Genomic DNA, 23,617 nt, shown 5'->3' on the forward strand with positions numbered 1-23,617 from the left:
AATGTCAAAAATGCATGTTAAAATGACGGTGAACGGCAAGGAAGTAGAAGGCCTTGCTGAGCCGCGCACACTCTTAATTCATTTCCTTCGGGAAAATCAACGACTGACCGGACCGCATATCGGCTGTGATACCGGGCATTGCGGTGCCTGTACTGTCGATATGGATGGAAAATCGGTTAAATCTTGTATGACTTTCGTCGGTCAATCCAATGGCAAAAGCGTCACAACAATTGAAGGAATTGCGCACCCTGACGGTACCTTACACGCATTACAGGAAGCATTTCGGGAGCATCATGGATTGCAATGCGGCTTTTGTACGCCGGGGATGATTACGCGGGCGCACCGCCTGTTACAGGAAAATCCGTCACCGACAGAGGAAGAAATCCGTTACGGGATTTCCGGCAATCTCTGCCGTTGCACAGGTTATCAGAATATAGTCAAGGCCATCACGGTCGCTGCGGATATGCTTAACGCTCAGGAGGCAGCAGAATAACATGAATGAACAAGCACCCCTTTCCCGGGAAGACCGGATTAAAAACCTAAAAGGTATCGGCTCAGAGCGAAAACGCGTCGAGGATGCCAGATTTACACAAGGCAAAGGCAATTTTGTCGATGACATTAATTTGCCTGGCATGTTGTTCGGCGATTTTGTTCGCTCCCCTTATGGGCACGCGCGGATCAAAAGTATCGATAAAGAAGCGGCACTTGCCGTGCCGGGCGTCGTCGCTGTTTTAACAGCAGAAGATCTCAAGCCGCTTAACCTTCATTATATGCCGACACTAGCAGGCGATGTACAGGCGGTTCTGGCAGATGAGAAAGTTTTGTTTCAAAATCAGGAAGTTGCTTTTGTCGTTGCTGAAGATCGCTATATTGCGGCCGACGCCGTGGAGTTGGTGGAAGTAGATTATGAGGAACTGCCGGCTTTAACGGATGCCTTCAAGGCGTTGGATGAAGATGCACCTTTGTTGCGTGAAGATATCAAGGACAAGATGGAAGGGGCCCACGGCCCCCGCAAACATCACAACCATATCTTCTTGTGGGAAGAAGGTGATAAAGACGGAGCTGAGAAAGCACTTTCTGATGCGGAGGTTGTCGTAGAAGAGATGATCACTTATCAGCGGGTTCACCCTTGTCCTTTGGAAACCTGCGGCTGTGTCGCTTCTATGGATAAGATTAATGGCAAGCTGACCTTATGGGGCACCTTCCAGGCGCCACATGCAGTGCGGACAGTCGCCTCTCTAATCACCAATATTGCCGAGCATAATATTCGGGTGGTTTCACCTGATATTGGTGGTGGTTTTGGCAATAAAGTCGGTGTCTATCCCGGATATATCTGTTCGGCCGTCGCGTCCATCGTAACGGGCGTTCCCGTTAAATGGGTTGAAGACCGGATGGAGAATCTAACGTCTACGGCGTTTGCCCGCGACTACCATATGACCGGCAAAATAGCAGCGACGAAAGACGGTAAGATCACTGGCTTATGGTGCCATGTGTTGGCGGATCATGGTGCTTTTGACGCTTGCGCGGATCCAACCAAGTTTCCGGCCGGATTTTTCCATATTGTGACGGGATCTTATGACATACCAGTCGCCTATGTAGGTGTTGACGGTGTTTATACCAACAAAGCACCGGGTGGTGTGGCCTATCGGTGTTCGTTCCGGGTAACAGAGGCTGCTTATTTGATTGAGCGGATGATTGAAATCCTGGCCCATAAATTAGATATGGATCCAGTGGAATTGAGGATGAAGAACTTTATTCGTAAAGACCAATTCCCTTATCAGTCCGCACTTGGTTGGGAATATGACAGTGGAGATTATCATACGGCCATGGAAAAAGCCATGGCTGCGGTGGATTACGATGCTTTGCGCAAAGAGCAAACCAAAAACCGTGCGGCGTTTGATCGCGGGGAAACCCGTAAATTGATGGGTGTTGGTACGGCTTTCTTTACCGAAATTGTCGGCGCTGGACCGATCAAAAACTGCGATATTCTTGGTCTCGGTATGTTTGATAGCTGCGAAATTCGCATCCATCCAACAGGCTCTGCCATTGCGCGTCTTGGCACCATTAGTCAGGGGCAGGGGCACGCAACAACATTTGCCCAGATTGTGGCCACTGAAATTGGTATTCCGGCGGAAGATATCACCCTAGAAGAAGGAGATACGGATACGGCGCCATATGGTTTGGGTACATACGGGTCGAGATCGACCCCGGTGGCCGGGGCGGCAACGGCTATGGCGGGGCGGAAGATCCGGGCTAAAGCGCAGATGATTGCCGCTTATTTGCTGGAAGTCCATGAAGGTGATCTGGAATGGGATGTAGATCGGTTCCAGATCAAAGGAAATCCAGAAGCACATAAAACCATGAAGGAACTGGCCTTTGCCTCGTACAATCAGGCAATCCCAGGACTGGAGCCGGGGCTTGAAGCGGTTTCCTATTATGATCCGCCGAACATGACATATCCCTTTGGCGCTTATTTTTGCGTGGTCGAAGTGGATGTGGATACCGGTGTTGTTGATATCCGGCGGTTTTATGCGCTGGATGACTGCGGTACCCGTATCAATCCAATGATTATCGAAGGGCAGGTCCACGGCGGATTGACGGAGGCACTTGCTATCGCCATGGGGCAGCATATTACCTATGACGAAGGCGGAAATGTCCATGGCGGCAGTCTGATGGACTTCTTCTTACCAACAGCCGTGGAAACGCCGACTTGGGAAACTGATTTCACGACAACCCCATCTCCACATCACCCCATAGGCGCGAAGGGTGTCGGTGAAAGCCCCAACGTGGGAGGTGTACCGGCGTTCTCAAATGCGGTTCATGACGCCTTCGCCCATAAAGGTTTGACGCATACTCAAATGCCTCATGATCACTGGCGTGTTTGGCAAACAGCCCAGAAACTTGGTTTGACAGACTAGGGGTAATGTTCGGGGCCGGATGACTTTTTCCGGCCCCGCGCTATTTAGTAGGGGTAAGATGACCGAAATTAAAACCATACGCGAGCAATTGCGCGCCGCAGATTACGTCGCGGACGAGGCGCTGTCCACAGCGTTGCAATTAGCGATCAACCTCAAGCGACCCTTATTATTGGAGGGTGAAGCTGGTGTTGGCAAAACTGAAGTCGCGAAAGCTCTGTCCTCCATTATGGATACCAACCTAATCCGGCTTCAATGTTATGAGGGACTGGATGCAGCAGCAGCTATCTACGAATGGAACTATCAGAAACAGCTTCTTTATATAAAGGCCTCGGAACGGGAAGAAAAAACGGCATCACAGGTCGAACAGCATATTTTTACCGAAGATTTTCTGCTCGAGCGGCCGTTACTAAAAGCCATATGTCAGGATAAGGCGCCCGTTCTGTTAATCGATGAAATTGATCGGGCAGACGAAGAGTTTGAAGCCTATCTTCTTGAAATTCTGTCGGACTTTCAAATTACAGTGCCAGAACTTGGAACGATAGCAGCGAAATCCATACCGCATGTTATTCTCACGTCCAATGGCACGAGAGAATTGTCGGATGCTTTGCGCCGAAGATGCCTCTATTCTTACGTGGATTTTCCGTCTCAGGCGCGAGAATTAGAAATCATCTTGTCCCGTGTTCCAGAAATTGAAGTTAATCTTGCCGACCAGATATCCCGTTTCGTTCTGAGCTTGAGAAAAGAAGATCTGGAGAAAAATCCCGGTGTCGCGGAAACCCTTGATTGGGCGGCCGCGCTGGTCGGATTGAAAATCAGTAGTCTGGACGGTGACCTAGAGATCATCCAGTCGACGTTGATCTGTTTGTTGAAAACGGAAACCGATCTTAAATCCATCACCAAGGAGGTCGCCAGCCGACTGCTCGGAAAAGCGGCATAATATGGAACCGATTAGTCATAAAATTCATGAAAAGAATATTCTCGGAAACCATCCGCTCGCGGCGCGTATGGCCGGATTTATCGATCATTTGCGCATGAATGAATATGCGCTGGGGCCCGCTGAGACGCAAACTGCCTTAAGTGTGATCAGCGAGCCGTTTTCGGGCCTGAACGAAGCACGCCTCAAACTGAAAGTCCTGCTAACCGGCCGGCCGGAAGAATGGCGTCATTTTGATGATTTATTTGAAGCTTATTGGACGCGGCTTGGTAAAGAACGCGCCAGTTGGCAACATGAAAAGAATGTTCGTAACCGAACCAAGGCGTCTTTGCCTAAAGCCTGGCAAACGCATTTGTCGGCGGCCGCGCCTGAGGGCGGAAGTGCGCCGCAGATTGAAACCGAAGGGGCGGGGGATGTTTATGGTGAAGCCTCCGGCCGTCTGATTGCCACAGATAAAAAATCTCAGGTGAGGACGGATTTGCGTCAATATGTGGATGCGGATGAAATTCGGGATGCCGAGAAACTCGCTTACCGAATTGCCAGTGCCATGCGGTACCGGCTTTCCCGCCGCCACAGATTGTCGCGGCAAGGGTCGAAACTCGATTTACGCCGGACAATCCGGCGAAGCCTCGCGACCGGTGGCGAACCGATTGCTTTGAATTGGCGGTCGCGTCCTGATCGTCCTATTCGCCTCGTTGTTTTTCTCGATGTATCTGGTTCCATGAAGCACTATAGCCGCTTTTTTCTACAGTTCGTGAAAGGGTTGGTCTGTCAATGGATGGAGGCAGATGCCTATCTGGTTCATACGAAACTGATCCGGGTCACTGATGTGGTTCGCGATAAAAACTCGACGAAAGCGATGACGCGATTGTCGTTGATGGCCGAGGGGTTTGGCGGCGGGACCAAGCTGGGGGAAAGCCTGGCGCAGTTTAATAATCAATATGCCAAACGTAGCCTGAACGGTCGGTCTGTCGTGCTCATCCTAAGTGACGGGTATGATACGGGATCCGTGGATCAATTGGCCGCTGAATTAAAACGTTTGAAGAAACGGGCACCAAAACTAATCTGGCTTAATCCGCTGTTGGGCTGGCGGCAATATGAGCCCATCACGCAGGCCATGGCTGCCGCGCAGCCCTATATTGATTTTTTCGCCGCAGCCAATACGCTTGAAAGCCTTGCCGCTCTCGAGCCCGAAATCGCAAAGATATAAAGAAGGGAGAGCTTACATGGTCACATCCAAGAAAACGCTCGATCTGATTGAGAAGCTGCGGGCCCGTGGCCAGAGTTTCTGCGTTGCGACAGTTTTGCGAACGGCAGATAGCACCTCGGCGCGTGCTGGAGCGAAAGCGGTTATCACGCCAGAAGGCGACTTGCATGGATTTGTTGGTGGCGGCTGTGTCACCGGTGCAGTGCGCCGTGCGGCTTTGCAAAGCCTTGAACAGGGAGAGCCGCAAATGATCCGGGTCAAGCCCAAGGATGAGGTGGTTACGACGACGGATGTGGATGGAGTCACGTTACACAAATCCAGTTGTCCCAGCGGTGGCACTGTTGATATTTTTCTCGAACCCATGAAAGCGGCGCGTATCCTGTTAATTTGCGGCGCTTCACCAATTGCTCAGGCTATCCTTTCTGTCGCACAATGCCTTGATGCCCATTTGATTGTCGCTGCCTCCGCCGAAGATCATGAAAAAATGCCGGGCGCCGCCGCCTACCTGGATGGGTTTGATTTGGATGCTTTGACGTTGGATGTGCAAGATGCTGCCATTGTTGCAACGCAGGGAAAACGGGACCGAGACGCATTACGCGCTGTCATCGGATCCGGTGCAGGCTATAAAGGCATGGTGTGCAGTCGCCGCAAGTTGAGCACGCTGAAAGAAGAGCTTTTGACTGAAGATCTAAATCTGAAAGCAGGATTTGAGACGTTATACGCTCCGGCGGGCTTGAATATCGGCGCCATCGAGCCAGAGGAAATCGGCCTCGCGGTCATCACTGAAATCATTGCCCATCGACGACAGGAAAGTGGTCAACAAAAACGGCCACAAGATGATTTAGACCAAGGGGTCGGCTAATATGGCCTCGTCCATACAAAAACTCGATGTGTTGTTGCTGGCGGCGGGGCAGTCTCGGCGTATGGGCGCCGAGAATAAATTGTTGATGCCGTTTAAAGCGACCACCTTGATCCGGCATGTGGCTGAGCAATTGGTAGCAGCGAATGTTGGTGAAATAATGGTTGTTACTGGGTTCGATGCTGAACAGATTAGCAATGAAATTTCGGATTTGCCCGTGAAGTTTTGCCACAACAATGATTTCGAAGTAGGGCAAATGTCGTCTGTGCGTGCGGGAAGCCGAGTGATTTCGGGCCGGGGCGGGGGGATGATGGTGGCCCTATCCGATATGCCTTTTTTGACCGCGGAGGATTATCGGCGGTTGCACCGACGGTTCTCGGTTCAGCCCGAGCCAAAAATACTGATCCCAGATTATGCAGGTGAGCGAGGAAATCCGATTATCATTCCGCGTCAATTTATTGCAGATATCGCAGCGGGCGCGATGAATGCTGGTTGTAAGAAACTGGTGCGCGAACACCCGGAAAAAACCGAAATATTTTCAGTTGATAGTAGCGCTTATATTTCTGATATCGACACACCGGGCGATTACGAAGTCACTCTCAAGAGTGTTCTGGCACCCGGTGCCCCCTGTTGTTAAAAAAAACGGCCATATCTTGGATACAGCCGTTTTTTGATCTCTTTGAATTTATTAAACTAGGCTGTTTTTGCCTTGTTTTTCCGGCGCCATGCCATAAAGCCAAGGGCGGCAAGGCCTGCGCCATAAAGCGGTAATGCAGCTGGAAGAGGAACGGCGGAAATTTGAACATTCATCTCCGTTCTGGCCAGTAAATTTTCATTTTGATCAAAGGCTTCGAGCATAAAGTGATAAATGCCGGCGGCGTTCGGGTCGAAGGTGGGATCCAGGAACGTTCCCAACCACCAAGAGTTTTGTGCCACATTATTCTCATCTATCAACGACTGATATGCTGAAACATCCCCGAGAGCAGCCACTTCACCGCCACCGTTACTGGTCGTATTATCTCCAATGGCATTGTCAACATAAGGTTGATTTATGGGATCGAAAAAAAGATAGTCCGTTCCAACACCGGGATCCGTATCGATTGACAGGATATAGAAATAGTCAATCAAGGTCGCGCCTTCGCCGCCGGCAACATTCGTATTTACTGACCATTCGAAATTCCAGAGAGGTCGATTGGGGCTCGTGTTTCCAGGGCCATTTCCCGGCTCGAAAGTATATGTCGTCGTGCCGCCATTGGGGAAAATGTTGGCGGCTGGATACCGTTGCTTAGCCCGTAAGCCCAATTCAACATTATTTTGCGTATCGACAGCAAAACCACCATTTGCATTGCCATCCCCAAAAATGACATTCGGCGTCACTGTCGTATCGGCGACGATGGCGGCGTTAGCATTAAAAGCGAAGAGGGTGGTTCCGGCTACTAGGAGCGAAATCGTGGTTTTTCTTAAAGTCATTTTTCTCTTTCTTTACTATCTTGCCCGGCACCATATTTTGAGTCGTTGGTTGCTGAGGCTGAAATTTATTTTGGCGAAATACAATATTCATCTATTGGTAGCGAAAATTTTAGGTAATTTCAATTAAAATTATTCTTCATATTCTGTTACTGCGGGTAATTTTGTGAAAAAAAACAGGTAATGAGGGATTTTTAACAAATGTAACTATTTTCTATGCACTTAATATGATTACGTTTTTAATGTACTCTGTATATAGTACATTCTACTTTTATGATATAAATTCACGAGTAAATCATTGTGGTTGGAGGCTATGAATGGAAACGCCATTGGTCGATCCCTGCTCAAAATAGATACATAGTAACAGTGTACTTATTATTGTTCAGACGGGCGGTCTCCAAATATTACTGCTGTCGTTGCCAATGTTGATTTGATATATTCGCGGCGATGGTAAAACCAATAATAAAAAAACCGTTCCCGCTTTGGGCGCTGGCGTCCATGGGTACAGCCTATTTCATGGTTGGGACGTCCAGCCTTTCAGTCATCGGCCTGACATATGAAATTGCCGACGGGTTAAAGGTATCACCAGCGGATATTGCGTTCCTGATCACCGTTTTCGCTCTGACCTTTGCCATTGCGGCGCCTTTGACGCAGGTATTTCTATATCGGCTTCCCAGGATAACTATCTTGTCAATGGGCCTCATAATATTGGCCGGAGCCCAGGTCATGGGTGCCTACGCGACTTCATACGAAATGCTCTTTATATCGAGAGGGATAATGGGGTTGGGTGCGGCGTCTGTCAGTCCCATGTGTTCCGCCATCGGCGCCGGATTGGCGCCACCGGAACAGCAGGGACGGGCAATGGGAATTGTGTTCGCCGGCCTGACAGTTGCCTCGGTTTTGGGGACTCCCTTGACGGCGTATTTGGGAACCCTGATTGGTTGGCGCAATGTAATGTTGCTGCTGGCATTGTTTTGCCTGTTGTCCATGGCTTCCGTACTGTTGTTGGTTCGCGATCGAAATCCGGGAGCAGAGTCATCACTGCGCCATTTGTTGCGAGCGCTTTTGGGACGCAGATCATCTGGGGCCATCCTCATGACATTCTTGCAAATGACGTCGATTTTCTGCACCTATGCGCTGATTGCGCCTTATATGACCGATAAATTCAATATGCCGGAAAATATGATTGCCGTCGTTCTCCTTGTCTACGGTGTCAACGGGGTTCTGGGCAATGTCTTCGTTGGCCGGCTAGGAGATCGCTATGGGCCGGATAAAATCATCTTGATAAGCCTTTTGGGACTTGCTGCCGGATTGATCATCCTGCAACTAGTAGAGCCAGTCTTTTTATTGGCCCTTGTCGGCGTATCCTTTTGGGCATTTTCGGGCATGATGTTCCATTCACCGCAACAGCAACGCATCGCCAATATTGACCCGGCCCAACGCAGTCTATTGCTGGCACTTAACGCATCTGCCTTATATCTCGGCATCTCCGTTGGTTCCTGGATTTCCAATTTCACTTATGTGGAGTTCGGGCACGATATGCTGCCGTTGGTTTCGCTCGGTGTGTTGGCCTTATGCACCGTTCCATTCGGTCTATTCATGTTGCTTGGACCAAAAAAGCGGAGAAACTGACAGCGAGGATATCCCGCTGTCAGCAAGGGGTTACTTGGCCGCGGAATGTTCCAGTTTCAGACCCTTGGCAGAGCCTTTTTGAAAGCCCTTCCAATAGGTATGTTCTGGCTTTTCCGAGCCATCTTTTTCAACGGCAAAGACACCGTCTTCTGCAACTTCAACAATATCGAGGTAAGACTTCATGTCGTCGTCTCCCTTTAGATGCTGGTTGAAATAAGCGGTGACAAAATGCTGGGCGATATTGTTCATACGCAGAGTATCCCAAACTGGATCCGCATAATGTTCAAACGGGAAAAAATCCAGGTTGTCGACCGGAGCCCAGGATTCTATTGGTGCGGGAATAGGGGCGGCCGCGTTGTGGCCTGCACTCATGAAAGTTAGTAAGTACCGATCCGAATTTACCGATCCGTCATATAATGCTTTCACACCATTTTCATATAAGGAGGTCTCATCCTCGCTACCACCAATAAACATCATTGGCTTGCGAACACCGGCGAGGCCTTCGGCATTCCAGAACCCGGCATTCATACCCCAAGGCCCGATGGCGACAATGGCTTTAAACCGATCATCAAGGAGCGCTTTGTGGGAATCAGTGCCGGCCATCATCACTTCCAATGTCCCGGCTGGCGCTCCCCAAGGATATTCGGTGCTGGCTTTTGTAACGCCGCCGCCGGCAGTGATCACAGCGCCATAGCCGCCCATGGAATAACCGATTAGACCCGTTTTGGAAGTATCGATCATGCCGTTGAGGAAGCTATTTTTGTCATTGTTCAGGCGTGTCATTTCATCGAGGACGAACTTCTGGTCCAGGGCCCTATTGACCAAGGTGCTGCCGAAAGCGGCCTTGTTGTCATAAGTGCTTTCTGTGTGGTCTATGGAGACAGCGATATATCCCTTGGACGCAAGGTTCTCGCCGAAATGGCTCATCAAAAACCGGTTGCCGGGATACCCGTGAGAGATAATGACCAGCGGGTAAGGCTCCGCAGATTTAAAGGGCTGATCGTCGCGCGCCGCAAGACCATACAAAGACACTTGAGTTTTGCCATCACGCAAAAATACATTTTCATAAGTCCCGCCATTTTCATCCCCGTCAGCCGGATACCAGACTTCTACGGTCAGGGGGCGGTCATATTTTGGAAGTGGTTTGCCGGCTTCAACTTTCAAAATGTCGACTTGATCTTTATGAACCAGTTTGATAGTTCGAACGCCAATTCCAAAATCGCCGGGTTTGGCGAGAACTGGCGCGTCTGGCCGCTGGCCATCGACACGGTTGTCAACAGCATTGGCGACACCACTCATCATCATCCCCGCAATTACGATCCCTATTATCTTTTTCATCATTTACTTCCCATTATGAGATTTTTATCCAGAACGACGGTACGCGAATCAACTGTTCAAGAAAAGAACAATTTCGCGACAAAATTGTTACCAATCCTGAAATCAATATGGCGCAGGCATTAGGCTTTAAAAGTATTTTCTTTCCAGCCTTGTGTAATAGGGGGGTGAACATTAAGATTTCCTCCTAAACAAAAAAATAATGTGGAGGAAAACAATGTCGATACTAAAAACCCTCGCCCTCAGTGCGGTGGGATTAACTTTCATGACAGGAGCAGCGTTCGCAGCAGATTGCAAACCCTCGCAATGGGGTGCGGATGATGAAATCGGGTCAGCCAATTTGGTGACACCGGAACGGACGCTGGCCGCTACCAAGCTCATTAAGCAAGGCAAATCAGTGCCGCTTGGGATTGTCATCGACAGTTCAACGCCAGCCTTTCCTCCACGCGGGTTGAGTTTGCAAGTGGTGCAGCCTAATCAGCAGGGCGGTGGACGTCTGTTTGCGTATAACGGAAGTTACAACGACGATTTGGTACAGCTTTGGTTGGGGATTGGATCACAGCTCGACGGCCTTGGCCATCTCGGTCAGGACGGCATGTATTACAACTGTAATGATGAAAAAGATTTCGCTGCACTCACCGGGTTGAAGAAAATGGGTACCCATAATGTGCCGCCGCTGGTCGGTCGGGGCGTGGTGCTGAATATGGCCAAACATTTTGGTATGGAATCTCTGCCCGCCGGTAAGTTCTTTACAGCCGCCGACATTCAAGCCGCCTCCAAGGCACAAGGTGTTGAAATTCGCGAAGGTGATATCGTGTTATTTTATACGGGCTGGACGGATGCCAAGTTGGAATCTGATCCGGTAGCCTGGGCAAGCGGCGAACCTGGTACTTCTGAGGATGCAGCGGAATGGCTGGCGTCCAAAAATGTCATGGCCGTTGGAGCTGACACCTGGGGTGTTGATGTGGTTCCGCCTGAAAAAGAAGGCCGTCCGTTCTACGGACATGTGATACTGTTGAAGGAACATGGTATCTATATTCTGGAGACCATGAATACCGGTCCTCTGGTTCGGGATGGTGTGACCGAATTTATGTTCGTTCTTGGCCAGCCGCGGATTCGTGGTACGGTTCAGATGATCATTAATCCAGTGGCTCTCTACTAACTTTTGAACTTTAAAAATTGACGGGGATTGAGACAACTCAATCCCCGTTTTTTTATGTATTGCGAGCTTTGTTTCCATATCAATACTCGGTTAAAGAGTTTAAATAACTTGACATTTGAACCTTACTGTTGTATTATCTCCACCTTCCTAACGATAAACCCTTTGCCAGATAGCCGGCATTATTGTGATTTTCAATCACCCGTGTTTGTTGACGTTTTTAACTGGAGACCAATGTGTCGGAACAAGATATTCGTGCGGCTTTTTTGCAGCAGGTAAAAGCCTGTGAAACACTCGGATCCCCGTTTACCGCTCGGTTATGCCGATTGGCAGGGGAGCGATTGGCGCCGGGAAATACGGTGATGGATCATATATTAGAGTGGCCCGGGGATCCAACAGCTTTGGCCGATTCCGTTCCTTTGCGGTTGGCCGGTGCGTTGCATGGTTTGTTGATCTCGAAAAAAGAGCCGGTGTTGCTGGCGGTATATCCGCCAAATGACCTTTCCGTGGATGACGATACACTTTGGGCGGCAATTATTAGCGTTTTAGTCAGCGAAGAAACCTTTATTCTGGAGCGCTTGAAAAGTCCGCCGCAAACCAACGAAGTGCGGCGATCCGGCGCCACTTTACCATTATTTCTGGAGATTAGCCGGCTGACGGGCAAGCCGCTCAGCTTGACGGAAATCGGTGCCAGCGCGGGATTAAATCTGTTTCTGGATGACTATCATATTACGTTGGGTGATCAGGCTTGGGGGGATGAAGGCTCTGCTGTGGCCCTCAATCCAACATGGCATGGCGTTCCAGCCCCGCGAACAGAGTTGGATATCATTGCCCGGACAGGCTGTGATTTGAAACCCATTGACCCGGGCTCGCCAGAGGATCGGGATCGCAAGCTTTCCTATATCTGGGCAGATCAGGAAGATCGGCTCGTCCGGACCAGAGCGGCCTTCGAAATCGCGGCGGCTCGTGATATCCGGGTGGCTGAAGCAGATGCATTGGACTGGCTGAAGCAGGAGACAGCGCGATCCCATGAGGGCGCGGTGCATGTTATTTACAGCACCATTGCCTGGCAGTATCTGCCGGAAGAAGCACGTGCTGCGGGGGAAGAAATTATCCATGCCGCTGGTGCCCAAGCCACTGATGACGCGCCGCTGGCTTGGGCGTTGATGGAAAATGACGGCGTGGGCCCCGGTGCCGAACTGAGTTTGACGGTCTGGCCCGGCGGTGAACGTCAACAAGTTGGCCGCGCCGATTTTCATGGTCGTTGGGTGGATTGGACCGGCTGGCAGGATTAGAGGTGTTCGTCCGTTACCATTTTTCAACCCACGGCCGCAGATCAATCTCAAATGTCCAGGCACTGCGTTGCTGGGAATGTAGATGCCAGTAATTCTCCGCGATTTCGGCTGGGCGCAGGATGCCGTCATGATCTTTGGTGGCATATCGGTCGGGGAAACGCTCTGCAACGAAGGCGGTATCGATGGCGCCGTCTATTATGGTATGGGCCACGTGAATGCCTTGGGGGCCCAGTTCGCGGGCCATGCTCTGCGCCAGAGCTCGAAGCCCGTGTTTAGCCCCGGCAAAAGCGGAATAGCCAGAGCCACCGCGAACTGATGCTGTGGCGCCGGTGAAGATAATCGTGCCGGCGTTGCGTGGCATCATGTATTTTGCCGCTTCACGGCCGGCCAGAAAGCCGGCGAAACAACTCATCTCCCAGACTTTCCGGTATACCCGGGTGGTCATGTCGGTGATCGGAAAATTAACGTTGCCGCCAATATTGAACACGACAACGCCAAGGGGCGCGATGTCCTGTTCGATTTTGGCAAATAAGGCGGTTACTTCGTCCTCCTCGCGGGCGTCGACGCCGAAGGCATGGGCGGAGCCACCCTCGGCGGCAATTTCCGCAGCGAGTCCTTGCAGCTGGTCGAGATGCCGGGCCCGGCGGACAATGCAGGTCTCAAACCCTTCGCGGGCAAACCGTTTGGCGATGGCGCCGCCGGTCGCATCTCCGGCGCCGATAACAAGACAGGATTTTTTGGTCATTTTTTTTCCTTTTTGAAGCCTGTTGCGCGATAAAAAGTTTGGATCGGGATGCGGATAATGTCAATGATGACGCTTACATAGAAAACTGTGGCGTAATGAGACAAAAAAGAACCATAATCATATGTCGCTATGGACGTTGATGTGGTCGGGCAGACGGGCACAAATAGGGGGAGAATTGAATGGCACGTTATTCGGCCTTCGAAATTTTCAAGCAGGCACTATCCGGCCATAAAAACTGGGCGGCAGCTTGGCGCGATCCCGTGCCCAAGGACCGCTATGATGTGATCATTATCGGCGGCGGCGGGCATGGTCTGGCGACCGCGTATTATCTGGCGAAGGAGCATGGCATCACAAATGTTGCCGTGCTTGAAAAAGGCTGGCTTGGCGGTGGCAATACGGGCCGGAATACAACCATTGTCCGCTCAAACTACATGATTGAAGGCAATACTGATTTTTACGAGCATTCGGTAAAGCTGTGGGAAGATTTGTCGCAAGACCTGAACTACAATGTGATGTTCTCGCAACGTGGACAGTATAATACCTTTCATAATCCGGCCCAGCGTGATGCGGCACGCCGTCGAGTTAACACGTTGCGGTTTAACGACATTGAAGCGAAACTAATTGATACGGAACAGATGAAAGCGGAAGTGCCGGGAATTGATTATTCGGCCAATGCCCGCTTTCCCATATTGGGGGCGGTTTACCAACAACGAGCCGGGACGGCGCGCCATGATGCCGTGGCCTGGGGTTACGCGCGCGGCGCTGATGAACTGGGTGTCGATATTATCCAGAATTGCGAAGTTGAGGAATTTATTCGCGAGAATGGAAAAATGGTCGGTGTCCGAACGTCACGCGGTGAAATTCGAGCAGATAAAATTGGCACGGCCGTGGCCGGACATACGTCCCATCTGGCGGCAAAAGCAGGTCTGACCCTGCCTATTGAAAGCCATGTTCTTCAGGCATTCGTCTCTGAGCCATTGAAGCCAATTTTTGATACGGTTATTTCCTTTGGGGCCGCGCATTTCTATATCAGCCAGTCGGACAAAGGCGGACTTGTCATGGGCGGTGATCTCGACGGCTATAACAGTTATGCGCAAAAAGGCGGATTGCCAACGTTCGAACATGTGTTCGCGGCCGGCGTTTCCTTCGCACCGTTCCTGTCGCGGTTAAAAATCCTGCGGCAATGGGGTGGGGTCATGGATATGACCATGGATGGCAGTCCGATCATTTGTAAATCGCCGATTGACGGACTGTATATCAATGGCGGCTGGTGTTACGGCGGCTTCAAGGCGACACCGGCATCCGGTTGGTGTTTCGCCCATACTATTGCCCGCGATGAACCGCATCGCTTTAACGAAAAATTCAGGCTGGACCGGTTTTCTAGAGGATATCAGATTGACGAAAGAGGCGCGGGGCCAGTTCCAAATGCACATTAACTTTTACCCAACCATCTGTTTAAAGGGAGCTTGTAATGCTGCGCTTTGACTGCCCTTTTTGCGGAAAGCGGGACGAGACGGAATTTGTCTATGGTGGCGATGCCAGTCGGACACGCCCTGACATGTCCACTACTGATATGAAGGTATGGAACGACTATGTCTTCCTTCGCGAGAACCCGAAGGGTCCCCATGCGGAGTACTGGTTCCACCAGCAAGGTTGCCGGTCCTGGTTGAAAGTCAATCGCGATGTGGTCACTAACGAGATCAGCGACGTTACATTTGCCACTCCGGATGCAGGAGACAGCGAATGATGCCTAGAACAAAAAACTGTCGGATTTCGGGCGGCCGTGTCGATCGACTTAAAACCGTAAAATTCCGCTTTGATGGGCGTGAAATGACGGGTTTTGAAGGCGACACCCTGGCTTCCGCCTTACTTGCAAATGGTCAGTATCTGGTGGCCCGAAGTTTTAAATATCATCGTCCGCGCGGTATTTTTGCTGCCGGAGTGGAAGAGCCCAATGCGTTGGTTGAACTGGGCGAACTGGGCCGTCTCACACCAAATGTGCAGGCGACAACTCAAGAGCTGTTTGACGGATTGACGGCGAAAAGCCAGAACCGCTGGCCGTCGTTACGTGTGGATGCGTTGTCGGTAAACGGATTGTTTTCACGATTTTTGAGTGCCGGTTTCTACTATAAAACCTTTATGTGGCCGGCCGGCGCGTGGGAATTCTATGAAAAATTCATCCGCCGTGCTGCGGGCATGGGCAAGGGGACGCATTTACCGGACCCCGAAAGTTATGAGCATGTCCACGATCATACGGATATTCTGGTAGTCGGCAGTGGCGCTGCAGGTTTGAGCGCGGCGCTGACGGCGGGTCAAGCCGGGCATCGTGTTTTGCTGGTCGAGCAAGATTTCGAGCTGGGCGGAGCGTTGCTGTATGAACAAGGACAGATTGCCGGTAAATCTTTAGAAGACTGGCGTGCGCAGATGCTCACGGAAATCAACGCACTGGATAATATCAAGATCCTGCGGCGGACGACGGCATTTGGCTATTATGATGGCAATATGATTGGCTGCGTCGAGCGGGTACAAGACCATGTCAGCAAGTCCGATCCGCATTTGCCGCGACAACGTTTGCGCCATGTGCGGGCCGGGAAAGTCATTCTGGCGACCGGCGCGCTGGAGCGGCCCTTTATTTTTGGAAACAATGACTTACCCGGTGTGATGCTGGCCAGTGCGGCGGAACAGTACCTCAACCGTTACGCTGTTGCAGTCGGAGAGCGTGTAGTCCTCTATACAAATCAGGACCGTGCTTATGACGTGGCGGTTTCCCTTATGCAGCAGGGAATCAAACCCGCAGCGATCATCGATAGCCGAACCACGGTCGATGGCCGCTTACATGAATTTACGCGCACAAACGGCATTCCCTTTTTTCCCGGTTGCGAAGTGATTGAGGCCCGCGGTCATCAACGCATCAGCAGTGTTAAGTTCGTCCGATTGTCAGAAGGATCACAAGCCAAGGAAATCTCCATTGAGTGCGATAGTTTGTTGCAATCGGCAGGATGGGCACCGGTGGTCCATCTGCAAAGCCAGATTGGCATTAAACCGGTTTACGACGCCGCACTGGATACCTATATGCCCGGTGCTTGCGCTACACAGGAACATGGCTGCGCGGGTGCAATGGCTGGGTATTATGATGCGGAAGCAGCGGCCCTGCATGCCGTGAAAATTGCAAAATACTTGACGGGTGGTCGCAAGACCATGCCGTTGCTCTTCAAAGGAACGCAGGATGAGGATCGACGTAGTGTTACCGCGATCCCGATCCGAAAAGCAGGAAAAAGCTTTGTTGATTTGCAGCATGATGTGACCCGCGATGATATTGAACAGGCTCAGCTGGAAGGCTTTAAATCGCCTGAGCATGTCAAAAGATACACCACGCAGGGCATGGCCGGAGATCAAGGAAAAACAGGTAACATCAATACATTAGAGATATTAGCTGAGACACAGAAACAAGAACGATCGATTATCGGAACCACGACATTCAGGCCGCCTTATACACCGATCAGTATCGGGGTTATTGCCGGGCGGTCTGTCGGCGCCGAATTGAGCGCGACCCGTTTCAGTCCGTTTCATGCCTGTCACCAACGGGCAGGGGCGAAATTTATCGAGGCTGGCGACTGGGTTCGCGCCTGGTACTATCCGAGAGCCGGTGAGACTGTCACTGAAGCGTATATCCGCGAAACAGCGGAGGTTCGGCAGACAGCTGGTATGGTGGATGTTTCTTCCTTGGGTAAAATCGATGTTCAGGGACCGGACGCCGCAGAATTTCTCAATCGGGTTTATACCAATGGCTGGAAGATGCTGGCAGTTGGTAAAGCGCGTTACGGCTTGATGCTGCGCGATGATGGTATGGTTATGGATGACGGAACCACCTGGCGGCTGGCGGACAATCGGTATTTTATGACCACCACGACCACCGGCGCCGCCCGGGTCATGCGGCATCTCGAGTATTTGCTGCAAGTCGACTGGCCCGAATTGAAGGTTAATCTGACGTCCGTTACGGATGAATGGGCCGGGGTGGCACTGGCGGGTCCGAACAGCCGAAAAATCCTGACATCAAGTTTTCCGGGCACAGATTTCAGTACGGAAGCTGTCCCGTTTATGGGCGTTCTTGATTTTGAGTATGAAGGAATGCCGATCCGCATCTGCCGGTTGAGCTTTTCCGGCGAACTGGCGTTTGAGGTTTATACCCGTGCCGGCTTTGCCGAACAGTTGTGGAACCAGTTGCAGGTTGGCGGGCAGGGCGAAGGGATGGTTTTATATGGATCGGAAGCTTTGGGGGCGCTGCGCATTGAGAAAGGCCATGTGGCGGGACCAGAGCTTGATGGACGGACGACGGCAACAGATTTAGGCATGGGCGGATTGCTGAGCAGCAAAAAAGCCTATGTCGGCAGCGTATTGAAAGATCGTGAAGGCCTGATCCGAAAAGACCGGCAACAACTGGTAGGGCTGTCGCCTGTGGATGGCACAACCCCCTTGGAAGCCGGATATCTGTTGTTCGAAGGCGATGGGACGACGCCGCGCGGTCATGGTCTGGGGCAAGTCACCTCGGTCACCTATAGTCCGGCATTGGAACGGCAAATCGGGCTTGGGCTGTTGGCCGAAGGCCGGGCCCGTGAAGGGACGATTATTCGAGCCGTGGATGCCATGACTGACAGCGTGATTGATGTAAAGGTCTGTTCGCCGCATTTCTATGATCCAAAAGGGGAGAGATTACATGCTTGAGCGGAAATCACCCCTGAGCCAGAAACGTATCCTCGGGAAATTTGGAAATATATCTGAGGAAATAGGCGTAACCATTCAGGAAACAAAAAGTTTTTCCTATTTGGAACTTACCTTTTGGACGGCCGCATCGCCGGCGTTAAGCTCGAAACTCTTCGAACTTTTGGGCGTCAATGAACTGCCGATCGCGGGTAAGGTCTCGCGGATCAAGGAAGGCGCCTTGATGCGGGCTGCTCCGGGGCGACTGGTCTATTATGGGGATGAAGGCACGGCGGAAATTCTGCGGGCGATGGTCTCGGATGACGAAGGTAGTGTTGTGTCCCTTAGCCATAGCCGCTGTGCCTTGTCACTCAGCGGCCCGAAAGTTACCAATCTTTTGAGGCGGGGCATCCGTCTTGATTTGTCGGAGGCAGCCTTTCCCGTCGGCGCTTGCGGGTTCACGGAGATCCATGGTTTGGGTGTTCTATTGATCCGCAACAAAGCTGATCAGTTCGAGTTGATTTTCATGCGGACTACCGCGCTGAATATGTGGACCTGGCTTACAGAAACTGCTGAACAGTTCGGTTACGAGGTTTTGTAAGCGTCGAACCCGCGACGAATGCGCGCCGCGCGGCCAATTTCATCCGCTTGTGAATAGGGAATGGCGGTCCCGACACCCCAGACGGGTCCGGGCCAGGCGACATCGCCTTCATGCCGGGCGACCACATGGATATGCAGTTGCGATACCATGTTGCCGAGGGCACCTACATTGACTTTGTGGGCCGAGAACAGCTCTTTCATCAATCGGGACGCCTGACGAATTTCGGCCATGACCCTGGGGTAGATATCCGCATCCAGATCATGCAGCTCGACAAGATTTTCCTGTCGCGGGACGAGGATTATCCACGGGTAACGGCTATCATTCATCAGCAGCACACGGCAGATGTCCAGTTCAAGTACGGTTTCAGTGTCATTGGCGAGCTGTGGATGAAGGTCAAACATGGCGGCCTCAATATAAGTGTCTTCGGACGGAGCGGTTGATGGCGTAAACAGTAATACAAAAATACCGTTGAAGAACAGCAAGTTTTTGCCATCAGCGACAGAACCGCGTAGTCTGGTGCGCAATAAGAACAACCCCTATTTCCAACAGGATGAGGAGCTTCAACATGAAGTTACAGGTCATATCTCTCAAATTTATTGCGGCCCTTGCCGCGACGCTGCTGATGATGACAGCGCTGGCAACGGCTGAACCGACGCGGCTGACCTTTTTGCATACCAACGATATGGATCAGATTTCTGGTGTGAAGGGGAATGGCGGCTTTGCTGAACTCTCTGCCTTGTTAATGGCAGAACGGAAACGCTCTCCCAATTCCATTACGACCTTTGGGGGCGATTTGATTTCCCCGTCCATTCTTTCGGGTCTGACCAAGGGCACGCAAATGATCGAGTTGATGAACGCCGTGGACACGGATGTTGCTGTGCTCGGAAATCATGAATTCGATTTTGGACCTGAGGTCACGGCGGCGCGGGTTGCCGAGTCTAACTTTCCATGGCTCGGCACCAATATCTTTGATGCCAGCGGTAAGATTGCGGTCGGAGCCGAAGGTTACCTGATCATGGAGATTGCCGGATTCAAAGTTGGCTTCTTCGGGATCACCACACCGGAAACCAAGTTTCTAGCGTCCCCTGGGGATGGCATCAAATTTGGCGATATCTTCGAGACGGCGGAACGGGCTGTCAAATCCCTGAAAGAGCAGGGGGCAGAGATTATCGTCGCCATGACTCATATGGATTTTGAAGAAGACATGCGACTGGCCAGAAGTGTGAAAGGCATTCATTTGATTTTGGCTGGGCATGATCATATTCCGGCAAATATGGTTGTTGGCGGCACGACAATCATGCAGTCCGGATCGCAGGGTATTTATCTTGGTGTTGTGGATCTGGATGTTGAATGGATCGAAAAGCGCGGAAAGAAACGCCTTGTGGTGCAACCGAGCTGGCGCATGATCCCAACGAAGGGTGCGGATCGCGACCCGAAAATCGGGGCCATTGTTGCCCGCTATGAAGCAGAGCTCGATAAAGAACTTGGTGTCGAAATTGGCACAACGACCGTGGCACTGGATACGCGCCGCGGGACTGTTCGTTCAATGGAATCAAATTTCGCCAATCTCATTGCCGATGCCATGAAAGATGAAGTGAGTGCAGATATCGGTTTCACCAATGGCGGCGGTATTCGCGGCGACAAGGTTTATGACGCGGGAACGGTTCTGACACGCAAGGATATCCTGACGGAACTGCCATTTGGCAATGTCACTGTAAAAGTTGAGATTACCGGAGCGGATGTCAAAAAGGTTGTCGAAACCGGCGTCTCCAAAGTTGAGGATGTGGCCGGACGGTTTGGGCATTATTCAGGCCTGACCTTTGGCTACGATAAAGCATTGCCTGTCGGCTCACGTGCCTATGATATCAAAGTCAACGGGGAGCCGTTAGATCCGTCTAAGACATATACTCTGGCGACCAATGATTATGTTGCCAACGGTGGCGACGGGTATGCGGTTCTTAAAGGAAAACCGCAGTTAATTGACCGCGCCGGAGGAACGCTTATGGCGACCACGGTCATCGACTATATTGCTGAACGCGGCGAAATAAGCCCGACAACAGGCGATCGTATCAACGCGAAATAACAGCTAGAATATGGGCGCAAAGGCATAGACTTGCCTTTGCGCTTTTTTCTTTGCTTTTCAAACAGGATGCTTGACGTTAATCTGCGGCAAAAGCAACCGCACGGCCGCCGTTCAAGCGCAGCCGAAAGATAAAACAGGATCCAGATTATGACCGACACCCTTGTCACGCCGTCTTCTTCCGAAACTTTTGAATTCATCCATTATGCCGAACGTATGCGTCAGGCGGCGGCGGCCAAGCCGGATTTGCCGGTTATCAAATGTGGTGAAATCGTCCGCACCTGGTCGGAGTTTTTACCGCGCACCAATCAGGTGGCCAATATGCTGGCTTCCCGTGGTTTGGGTCGGGGCGATATGGTTGCGATTTTGGCAAAAAGCAGTGTCGAGTATCTGGAAGTTTTTCTGGGCGCGCTGCAAGCCGGGTTATGTATTGTTCCTCTCTCTGGCATGGCGTCGTCAGAACAGCTGGCTGTAATGATCCGGGATTCCGGATCGAAAATGGTCTTCGCGTCTGAAGCCACCAAAAATTTGATCGATCCTTTTAAAGGAACAGTCGACGACGTGCCGGCTGATGGGTATGTGGCGTTTGACTTTGAAGCCGAAGGCTGGACGCCCTACGAAAGCCGACTTGAGGATGTTTCGGATGCTGATTTGTTTGTCGATGTCGTTGAAACAGATCCCTTCAACCTGATTTATTCCTCCGGTACTACCGGAGTTCCCAAAGGAATTGAACAGAGCCAGAAAATGCGGAACCAGCATATCGTTCGCTTCGAAGCCATGGGAATTAATTCCCATGCCGTGACCCTTGTATCCACAGCACTTTATTCAAACACAACGCTGGTAGCGCTGCTGCCCACGTTGGCGCTGGGCGGCCGGATTGTCGTGATGCCCAAGTTTGATGCCGGTGAGTTTCTGAAGATCGCCGCGCTCGAAAAGGTTAGCCACGCCATGCTGGTCCCCGTGCAGTATCAGCGCATTCTCGCGCGACCCGATTTTGATAGCTATGACCTCAGTTCCTTTGAAGTGAAACTATCTACCAGCGCGCCGCTCCGTGAGGGCGTCAAACGAGATATTGTCGCGCGGTGGCCGGGCAAGATGATTGAAGTGTATGGCCTGACGGAAGGTGGCATCGGTACCGCTTTGTCGGCAACTGAGTTTCCCGATAAGCTGGCCTCTGTTGGACAAGCCGGTGAGGGCACTGAGCTGCGGATCATCAATGAACGAGGGGTTGAACTAGCCAAAGGCGAGATCGGCGAAATCGTTGGCCGGTCCGATGCCATGATGTCTGGATATCATGGTCGGCAGGATTTGACAGAAGAAATGATTTGGCGGTCGCCGGATGGAAAAGTTTTTTTCAAAAGCGGCGATATGGGTCGATTTGACGAAGATGATTTTCTGTTCCTGCTCGACCGTAAGAAAGACATGATCATCTCCGGCGGGTTCAATATATACGCGGCAGATATCGAAGTTGCGTTGACGAAACATGAAAATGTCGCCGATGTGGCCGTGATTGGTATCCCGAGCGAGGAATGGGGGGAAACGCCTCTAGCGCTTGTTGTCAGGTCTTCCGGGTCGCAGACTTCGGAGGAAAATATCCGCAAATGGGTGAATGAACGGCTGGGGAAATCCCAGCGGGTATCTGCTGTCGAATTTCGCGATAATCTACCGCGCAGTACTATTGGCAAAGTCATGAAACGTGAACTTCGGGTGCCGTACTGGGAAAATTCCTAACGGTCATAGGGATGTTGAGTTGCATTTAGATTTACAATTATTTCGCGTATAAAATTTACCTAGTACTCTTTAAGTACTGCTTTACCAAAGTTTAAGAGTTTACTGCCAAAATAAGAGCATAAATTTATTGAGTTGGTATTTCCGCCTCCGGGCGGGCAGATTTGTTTGAGATCAAGGTATTTAGAATGAGTACGGGAGATGAGGGTCTGGAAGCGGATATCGCTGACAAACCGACATTAAAAAAGCGCTTCAAAGCTTGGTGGAATGGCTATGATCTGGATGACGGAAAGCCTCAACTTGTTCTTGAAGAAGCAGAGCGGCAACAAGTTGCTGATGATGGTCCGCCGACGGTGAAGGGATGGAGTGTCAGTCGTCAGAAGTCCGTGGTCACGCTTTTTGGTGAAGGGATGACCCGTTGTATTCCCGACGAGATGAAAACCAAAATGACCCAGCCCATGGGCATCAACAAAACCATGAGTGTGAGTGAGCTCGGTGGAAACATGGCGGGATTCTCGCGTTGGGTTGCGGAAACATATGAAACATATGTAACTAATTATGATGAAGACCAGACGCTTATCGATGCGGCCAATGAAATGACAAAAATGGCGGGTCTGCAACGCAATATAACGTCCGTTAAATGTGATTTTGAGGATTTCAAACCCAAAGACCGTTCGGCAAACGTGGTCTACTCGTCAGAATCTTTGTTCCACGTAAAAGATAAACGAAAATGCTTCAAAGCCATTCATCGGATGTTAAGACCGGAAGGTCAGTTCATGATGTCAGATTTCATGCTTGATGGTATGGGAGGGGAAGCACCGGAGTTGGATAAGTGGAAGCAAAACGAACCTTCGACCCCTCATTTGTTGGACGTCCAGGAAACCCGTAAATTGATGACGGATGCTGGTTTTGATGTCAGCATCGCGGAGAATATTACGGATGAATATCGCTTGAACGTC

The 23,617-nt window shown here is 51.1% G+C and carries 20 protein-coding genes; 16 read left to right on the forward strand and 4 right to left on the reverse strand.

Annotation, left to right across the window (positions count from 1 at the left end):
* Nucleotide 1 precedes the first annotated feature (1 nt).
* The 6 genes from V7723_RS16575 to V7723_RS16600 are packed head-to-tail and all read left to right on the forward strand — an operon-like array spanning nt 2 to nt 6,555.
* Nucleotides 2-493, forward strand: a complete 492-nt coding sequence (locus V7723_RS16575; RefSeq protein WP_335685605.1) for a (2Fe-2S)-binding protein — start codon at nt 2-4, stop codon at nt 491-493.
* A 1-nt stretch (nt 494) separates the two neighbouring features.
* Complete coding sequence (locus V7723_RS16580) at nt 495-2,918, forward strand: aerobic carbon-monoxide dehydrogenase large subunit (protein WP_335685606.1); 2,424 nt, start codon at nt 495-497, stop codon at nt 2,916-2,918.
* 58 nt (nt 2,919-2,976) lie between these two features.
* On the forward strand, nt 2,977-3,855 hold the full coding sequence (locus V7723_RS16585) for an AAA family ATPase (protein ID WP_335685607.1): 879 nt from the start codon (nt 2,977-2,979) through the stop codon (nt 3,853-3,855).
* A gap of 1 nt (nt 3,856) precedes the next feature.
* Entirely contained in the window at nt 3,857-5,062 is a 1,206-nt protein-coding gene (locus V7723_RS16590; RefSeq protein ID WP_335685608.1) for a vWA domain-containing protein, read from the forward strand.
* A gap of 16 nt (nt 5,063-5,078) precedes the next feature.
* Nucleotides 5,079-5,921: an XdhC family protein gene (locus tag V7723_RS16595; protein WP_335685609.1), complete on the forward strand. Its 843-nt coding sequence runs from the start codon at nt 5,079-5,081 to the stop codon at nt 5,919-5,921.
* Between the two features lies 1 nt (nt 5,922).
* Nucleotides 5,923-6,555, forward strand: a complete 633-nt coding sequence (locus V7723_RS16600; protein ID WP_335685610.1) for a nucleotidyltransferase family protein — start codon at nt 5,923-5,925, stop codon at nt 6,553-6,555.
* A 56-nt stretch (nt 6,556-6,611) separates the two neighbouring features.
* Here the strand turns inward: V7723_RS16600 and V7723_RS16605 are convergent, their stop codons facing one another.
* Nucleotides 6,612-7,388, reverse strand: a complete 777-nt coding sequence (locus V7723_RS16605) for a VPLPA-CTERM sorting domain-containing protein (protein WP_335685611.1) — start codon at nt 7,386-7,388, stop codon at nt 6,612-6,614.
* Nucleotides 7,389-7,883: 495 nt separating this feature from the next.
* Between V7723_RS16605 and V7723_RS16610 the strand changes: the two genes are divergently transcribed.
* On the forward strand, nt 7,884-9,017 hold the full coding sequence (locus V7723_RS16610) for an MFS transporter (protein WP_335685612.1): 1,134 nt from the start codon (nt 7,884-7,886) through the stop codon (nt 9,015-9,017).
* Between the two features lie 30 nt (nt 9,018-9,047).
* Here V7723_RS16610 and V7723_RS16615 read toward each other — a convergent pair whose 3' ends face one another.
* A complete protein-coding gene (locus tag V7723_RS16615; RefSeq protein WP_335685613.1) occupies nt 9,048-10,355 on the reverse strand; it encodes an alpha/beta hydrolase family protein in 1,308 nt (435 codons plus the stop codon).
* Nucleotides 10,356-10,569: 214 nt separating this feature from the next.
* Between V7723_RS16615 and V7723_RS16620 the strand changes: the two genes are divergently transcribed.
* Both V7723_RS16620 and V7723_RS16625 read left to right on the forward strand, forming a co-directional pair.
* Nucleotides 10,570-11,514: a cyclase family protein gene (locus V7723_RS16620; RefSeq protein WP_335685614.1), complete on the forward strand. Its 945-nt coding sequence runs from the start codon at nt 10,570-10,572 to the stop codon at nt 11,512-11,514.
* Between the two features lie 233 nt (nt 11,515-11,747).
* A complete protein-coding gene (locus tag V7723_RS16625) occupies nt 11,748-12,806 on the forward strand; it encodes a DUF2332 domain-containing protein (RefSeq protein ID WP_335685615.1) in 1,059 nt (352 codons plus the stop codon).
* 13 nt (nt 12,807-12,819) lie between these two features.
* Here V7723_RS16625 and V7723_RS16630 read toward each other — a convergent pair whose 3' ends face one another.
* Nucleotides 12,820-13,551 (reverse strand): SDR family oxidoreductase, encoded by a 732-nt coding sequence (locus tag V7723_RS16630; RefSeq protein ID WP_335685616.1) that lies wholly within the window; start codon nt 13,549-13,551, stop codon nt 12,820-12,822.
* Nucleotides 13,552-13,730: 179 nt separating this feature from the next.
* Here V7723_RS16630 and V7723_RS16635 point away from each other — a divergent pair, with 179 nt between their 5' ends.
* From V7723_RS16635 to V7723_RS16650, 4 genes are read left to right on the forward strand one after another with little or no spacing between them, the layout of a single operon-like run.
* The gene (locus V7723_RS16635) at nt 13,731-14,987 is read left to right on the forward strand and encodes a sarcosine oxidase subunit beta family protein (protein WP_335685617.1); all 1,257 of its coding nucleotides are present in this window, start codon (nt 13,731-13,733) and stop codon (nt 14,985-14,987) included.
* A gap of 35 nt (nt 14,988-15,022) precedes the next feature.
* Entirely contained in the window at nt 15,023-15,298 is a 276-nt protein-coding gene (locus V7723_RS16640) for a sarcosine oxidase subunit delta (protein WP_335685618.1), read from the forward strand.
* Nucleotides 15,295-18,273, forward strand: coding sequence for a sarcosine oxidase subunit alpha family protein (locus V7723_RS16645; protein WP_335685619.1), 2,979 nt, complete (start codon nt 15,295-15,297; stop codon nt 18,271-18,273). Before V7723_RS16640 ends, V7723_RS16645 begins: the two co-directional genes overlap by 4 nt.
* Complete coding sequence (locus V7723_RS16650; protein ID WP_335685620.1) at nt 18,266-18,850, forward strand: sarcosine oxidase subunit gamma; 585 nt, start codon at nt 18,266-18,268, stop codon at nt 18,848-18,850. Before V7723_RS16645 ends, V7723_RS16650 begins: the two co-directional genes overlap by 8 nt.
* Here the strand turns inward: V7723_RS16650 and V7723_RS16655 are convergent.
* Complete coding sequence (locus V7723_RS16655; RefSeq protein WP_335685621.1) at nt 18,835-19,374, reverse strand: HIT family protein; 540 nt, start codon at nt 19,372-19,374, stop codon at nt 18,835-18,837. The genes V7723_RS16650 and V7723_RS16655 overlap by 16 nt on opposite strands.
* A 41-nt stretch (nt 19,375-19,415) precedes the next feature.
* On the opposite strand from V7723_RS16655, the gene V7723_RS16660 reads away from it, so the two are divergent.
* The 3 genes from V7723_RS16660 to V7723_RS16670 form a co-directional block, all read left to right on the forward strand.
* Entirely contained in the window at nt 19,416-20,933 is a 1,518-nt protein-coding gene (locus tag V7723_RS16660; RefSeq protein ID WP_335685622.1) for a bifunctional metallophosphatase/5'-nucleotidase, read from the forward strand.
* Nucleotides 20,934-21,080: 147 nt separating this feature from the next.
* A complete protein-coding gene (locus tag V7723_RS16665; RefSeq protein ID WP_335685623.1) occupies nt 21,081-22,661 on the forward strand; it encodes a class I adenylate-forming enzyme family protein in 1,581 nt (526 codons plus the stop codon).
* A gap of 185 nt (nt 22,662-22,846) precedes the next feature.
* The coding region (locus V7723_RS16670; RefSeq protein WP_335685624.1) for an SAM-dependent methyltransferase at nt 22,847-23,617 on the forward strand (771 nt) is incomplete at its 3' end.

Source organism: Sneathiella sp. (assembly GCF_036960985.1).
GTDB lineage: Bacteria > Pseudomonadota > Alphaproteobacteria > Sneathiellales > Sneathiellaceae > Sneathiella.

Coding starts and splice junctions, on each gene's coding strand:
- V7723_RS16600 (WP_335685610.1), top strand. CDS start 5,923: ATGGCCTCGTCCATACAAAAACTCGATGTGTTGTTGCTGGCGGCGGGG.
- V7723_RS16605 (WP_335685611.1), bottom strand. CDS start 7,388: ATGACTTTAAGAAAAACCACGATTTCGCTCCTAGTAGCCGGAACCACC.
- V7723_RS16610 (WP_335685612.1), top strand. CDS start 7,884: ATGGGTACAGCCTATTTCATGGTTGGGACGTCCAGCCTTTCAGTCATC.
- V7723_RS16650 (WP_335685620.1), top strand. CDS start 18,266: ATGCTTGAGCGGAAATCACCCCTGAGCCAGAAACGTATCCTCGGGAAA.
- V7723_RS16575 (WP_335685605.1), top strand. CDS start 2: ATGTCAAAAATGCATGTTAAAATGACGGTGAACGGCAAGGAAGTAGAA.
- V7723_RS16615 (WP_335685613.1), bottom strand. CDS start 10,355: ATGAAAAAGATAATAGGGATCGTAATTGCGGGGATGATGATGAGTGGT.
- V7723_RS16580 (WP_335685606.1), top strand. CDS start 495: ATGAATGAACAAGCACCCCTTTCCCGGGAAGACCGGATTAAAAACCTA.
- V7723_RS16635 (WP_335685617.1), top strand. CDS start 13,731: ATGGCACGTTATTCGGCCTTCGAAATTTTCAAGCAGGCACTATCCGGC.
- V7723_RS16645 (WP_335685619.1), top strand. CDS start 15,295: ATGATGCCTAGAACAAAAAACTGTCGGATTTCGGGCGGCCGTGTCGAT.
- V7723_RS16660 (WP_335685622.1), top strand. CDS start 19,416: ATGAAGTTACAGGTCATATCTCTCAAATTTATTGCGGCCCTTGCCGCG.
- V7723_RS16590 (WP_335685608.1), top strand. CDS start 3,857: ATGGAACCGATTAGTCATAAAATTCATGAAAAGAATATTCTCGGAAAC.
- V7723_RS16585 (WP_335685607.1), top strand. CDS start 2,977: ATGACCGAAATTAAAACCATACGCGAGCAATTGCGCGCCGCAGATTAC.
- V7723_RS16640 (WP_335685618.1), top strand. CDS start 15,023: ATGCTGCGCTTTGACTGCCCTTTTTGCGGAAAGCGGGACGAGACGGAA.
- V7723_RS16630 (WP_335685616.1), bottom strand. CDS start 13,551: ATGACCAAAAAATCCTGTCTTGTTATCGGCGCCGGAGATGCGACCGGC.
- V7723_RS16620 (WP_335685614.1), top strand. CDS start 10,570: ATGTCGATACTAAAAACCCTCGCCCTCAGTGCGGTGGGATTAACTTTC.
- V7723_RS16665 (WP_335685623.1), top strand. CDS start 21,081: ATGACCGACACCCTTGTCACGCCGTCTTCTTCCGAAACTTTTGAATTC.
- V7723_RS16595 (WP_335685609.1), top strand. CDS start 5,079: ATGGTCACATCCAAGAAAACGCTCGATCTGATTGAGAAGCTGCGGGCC.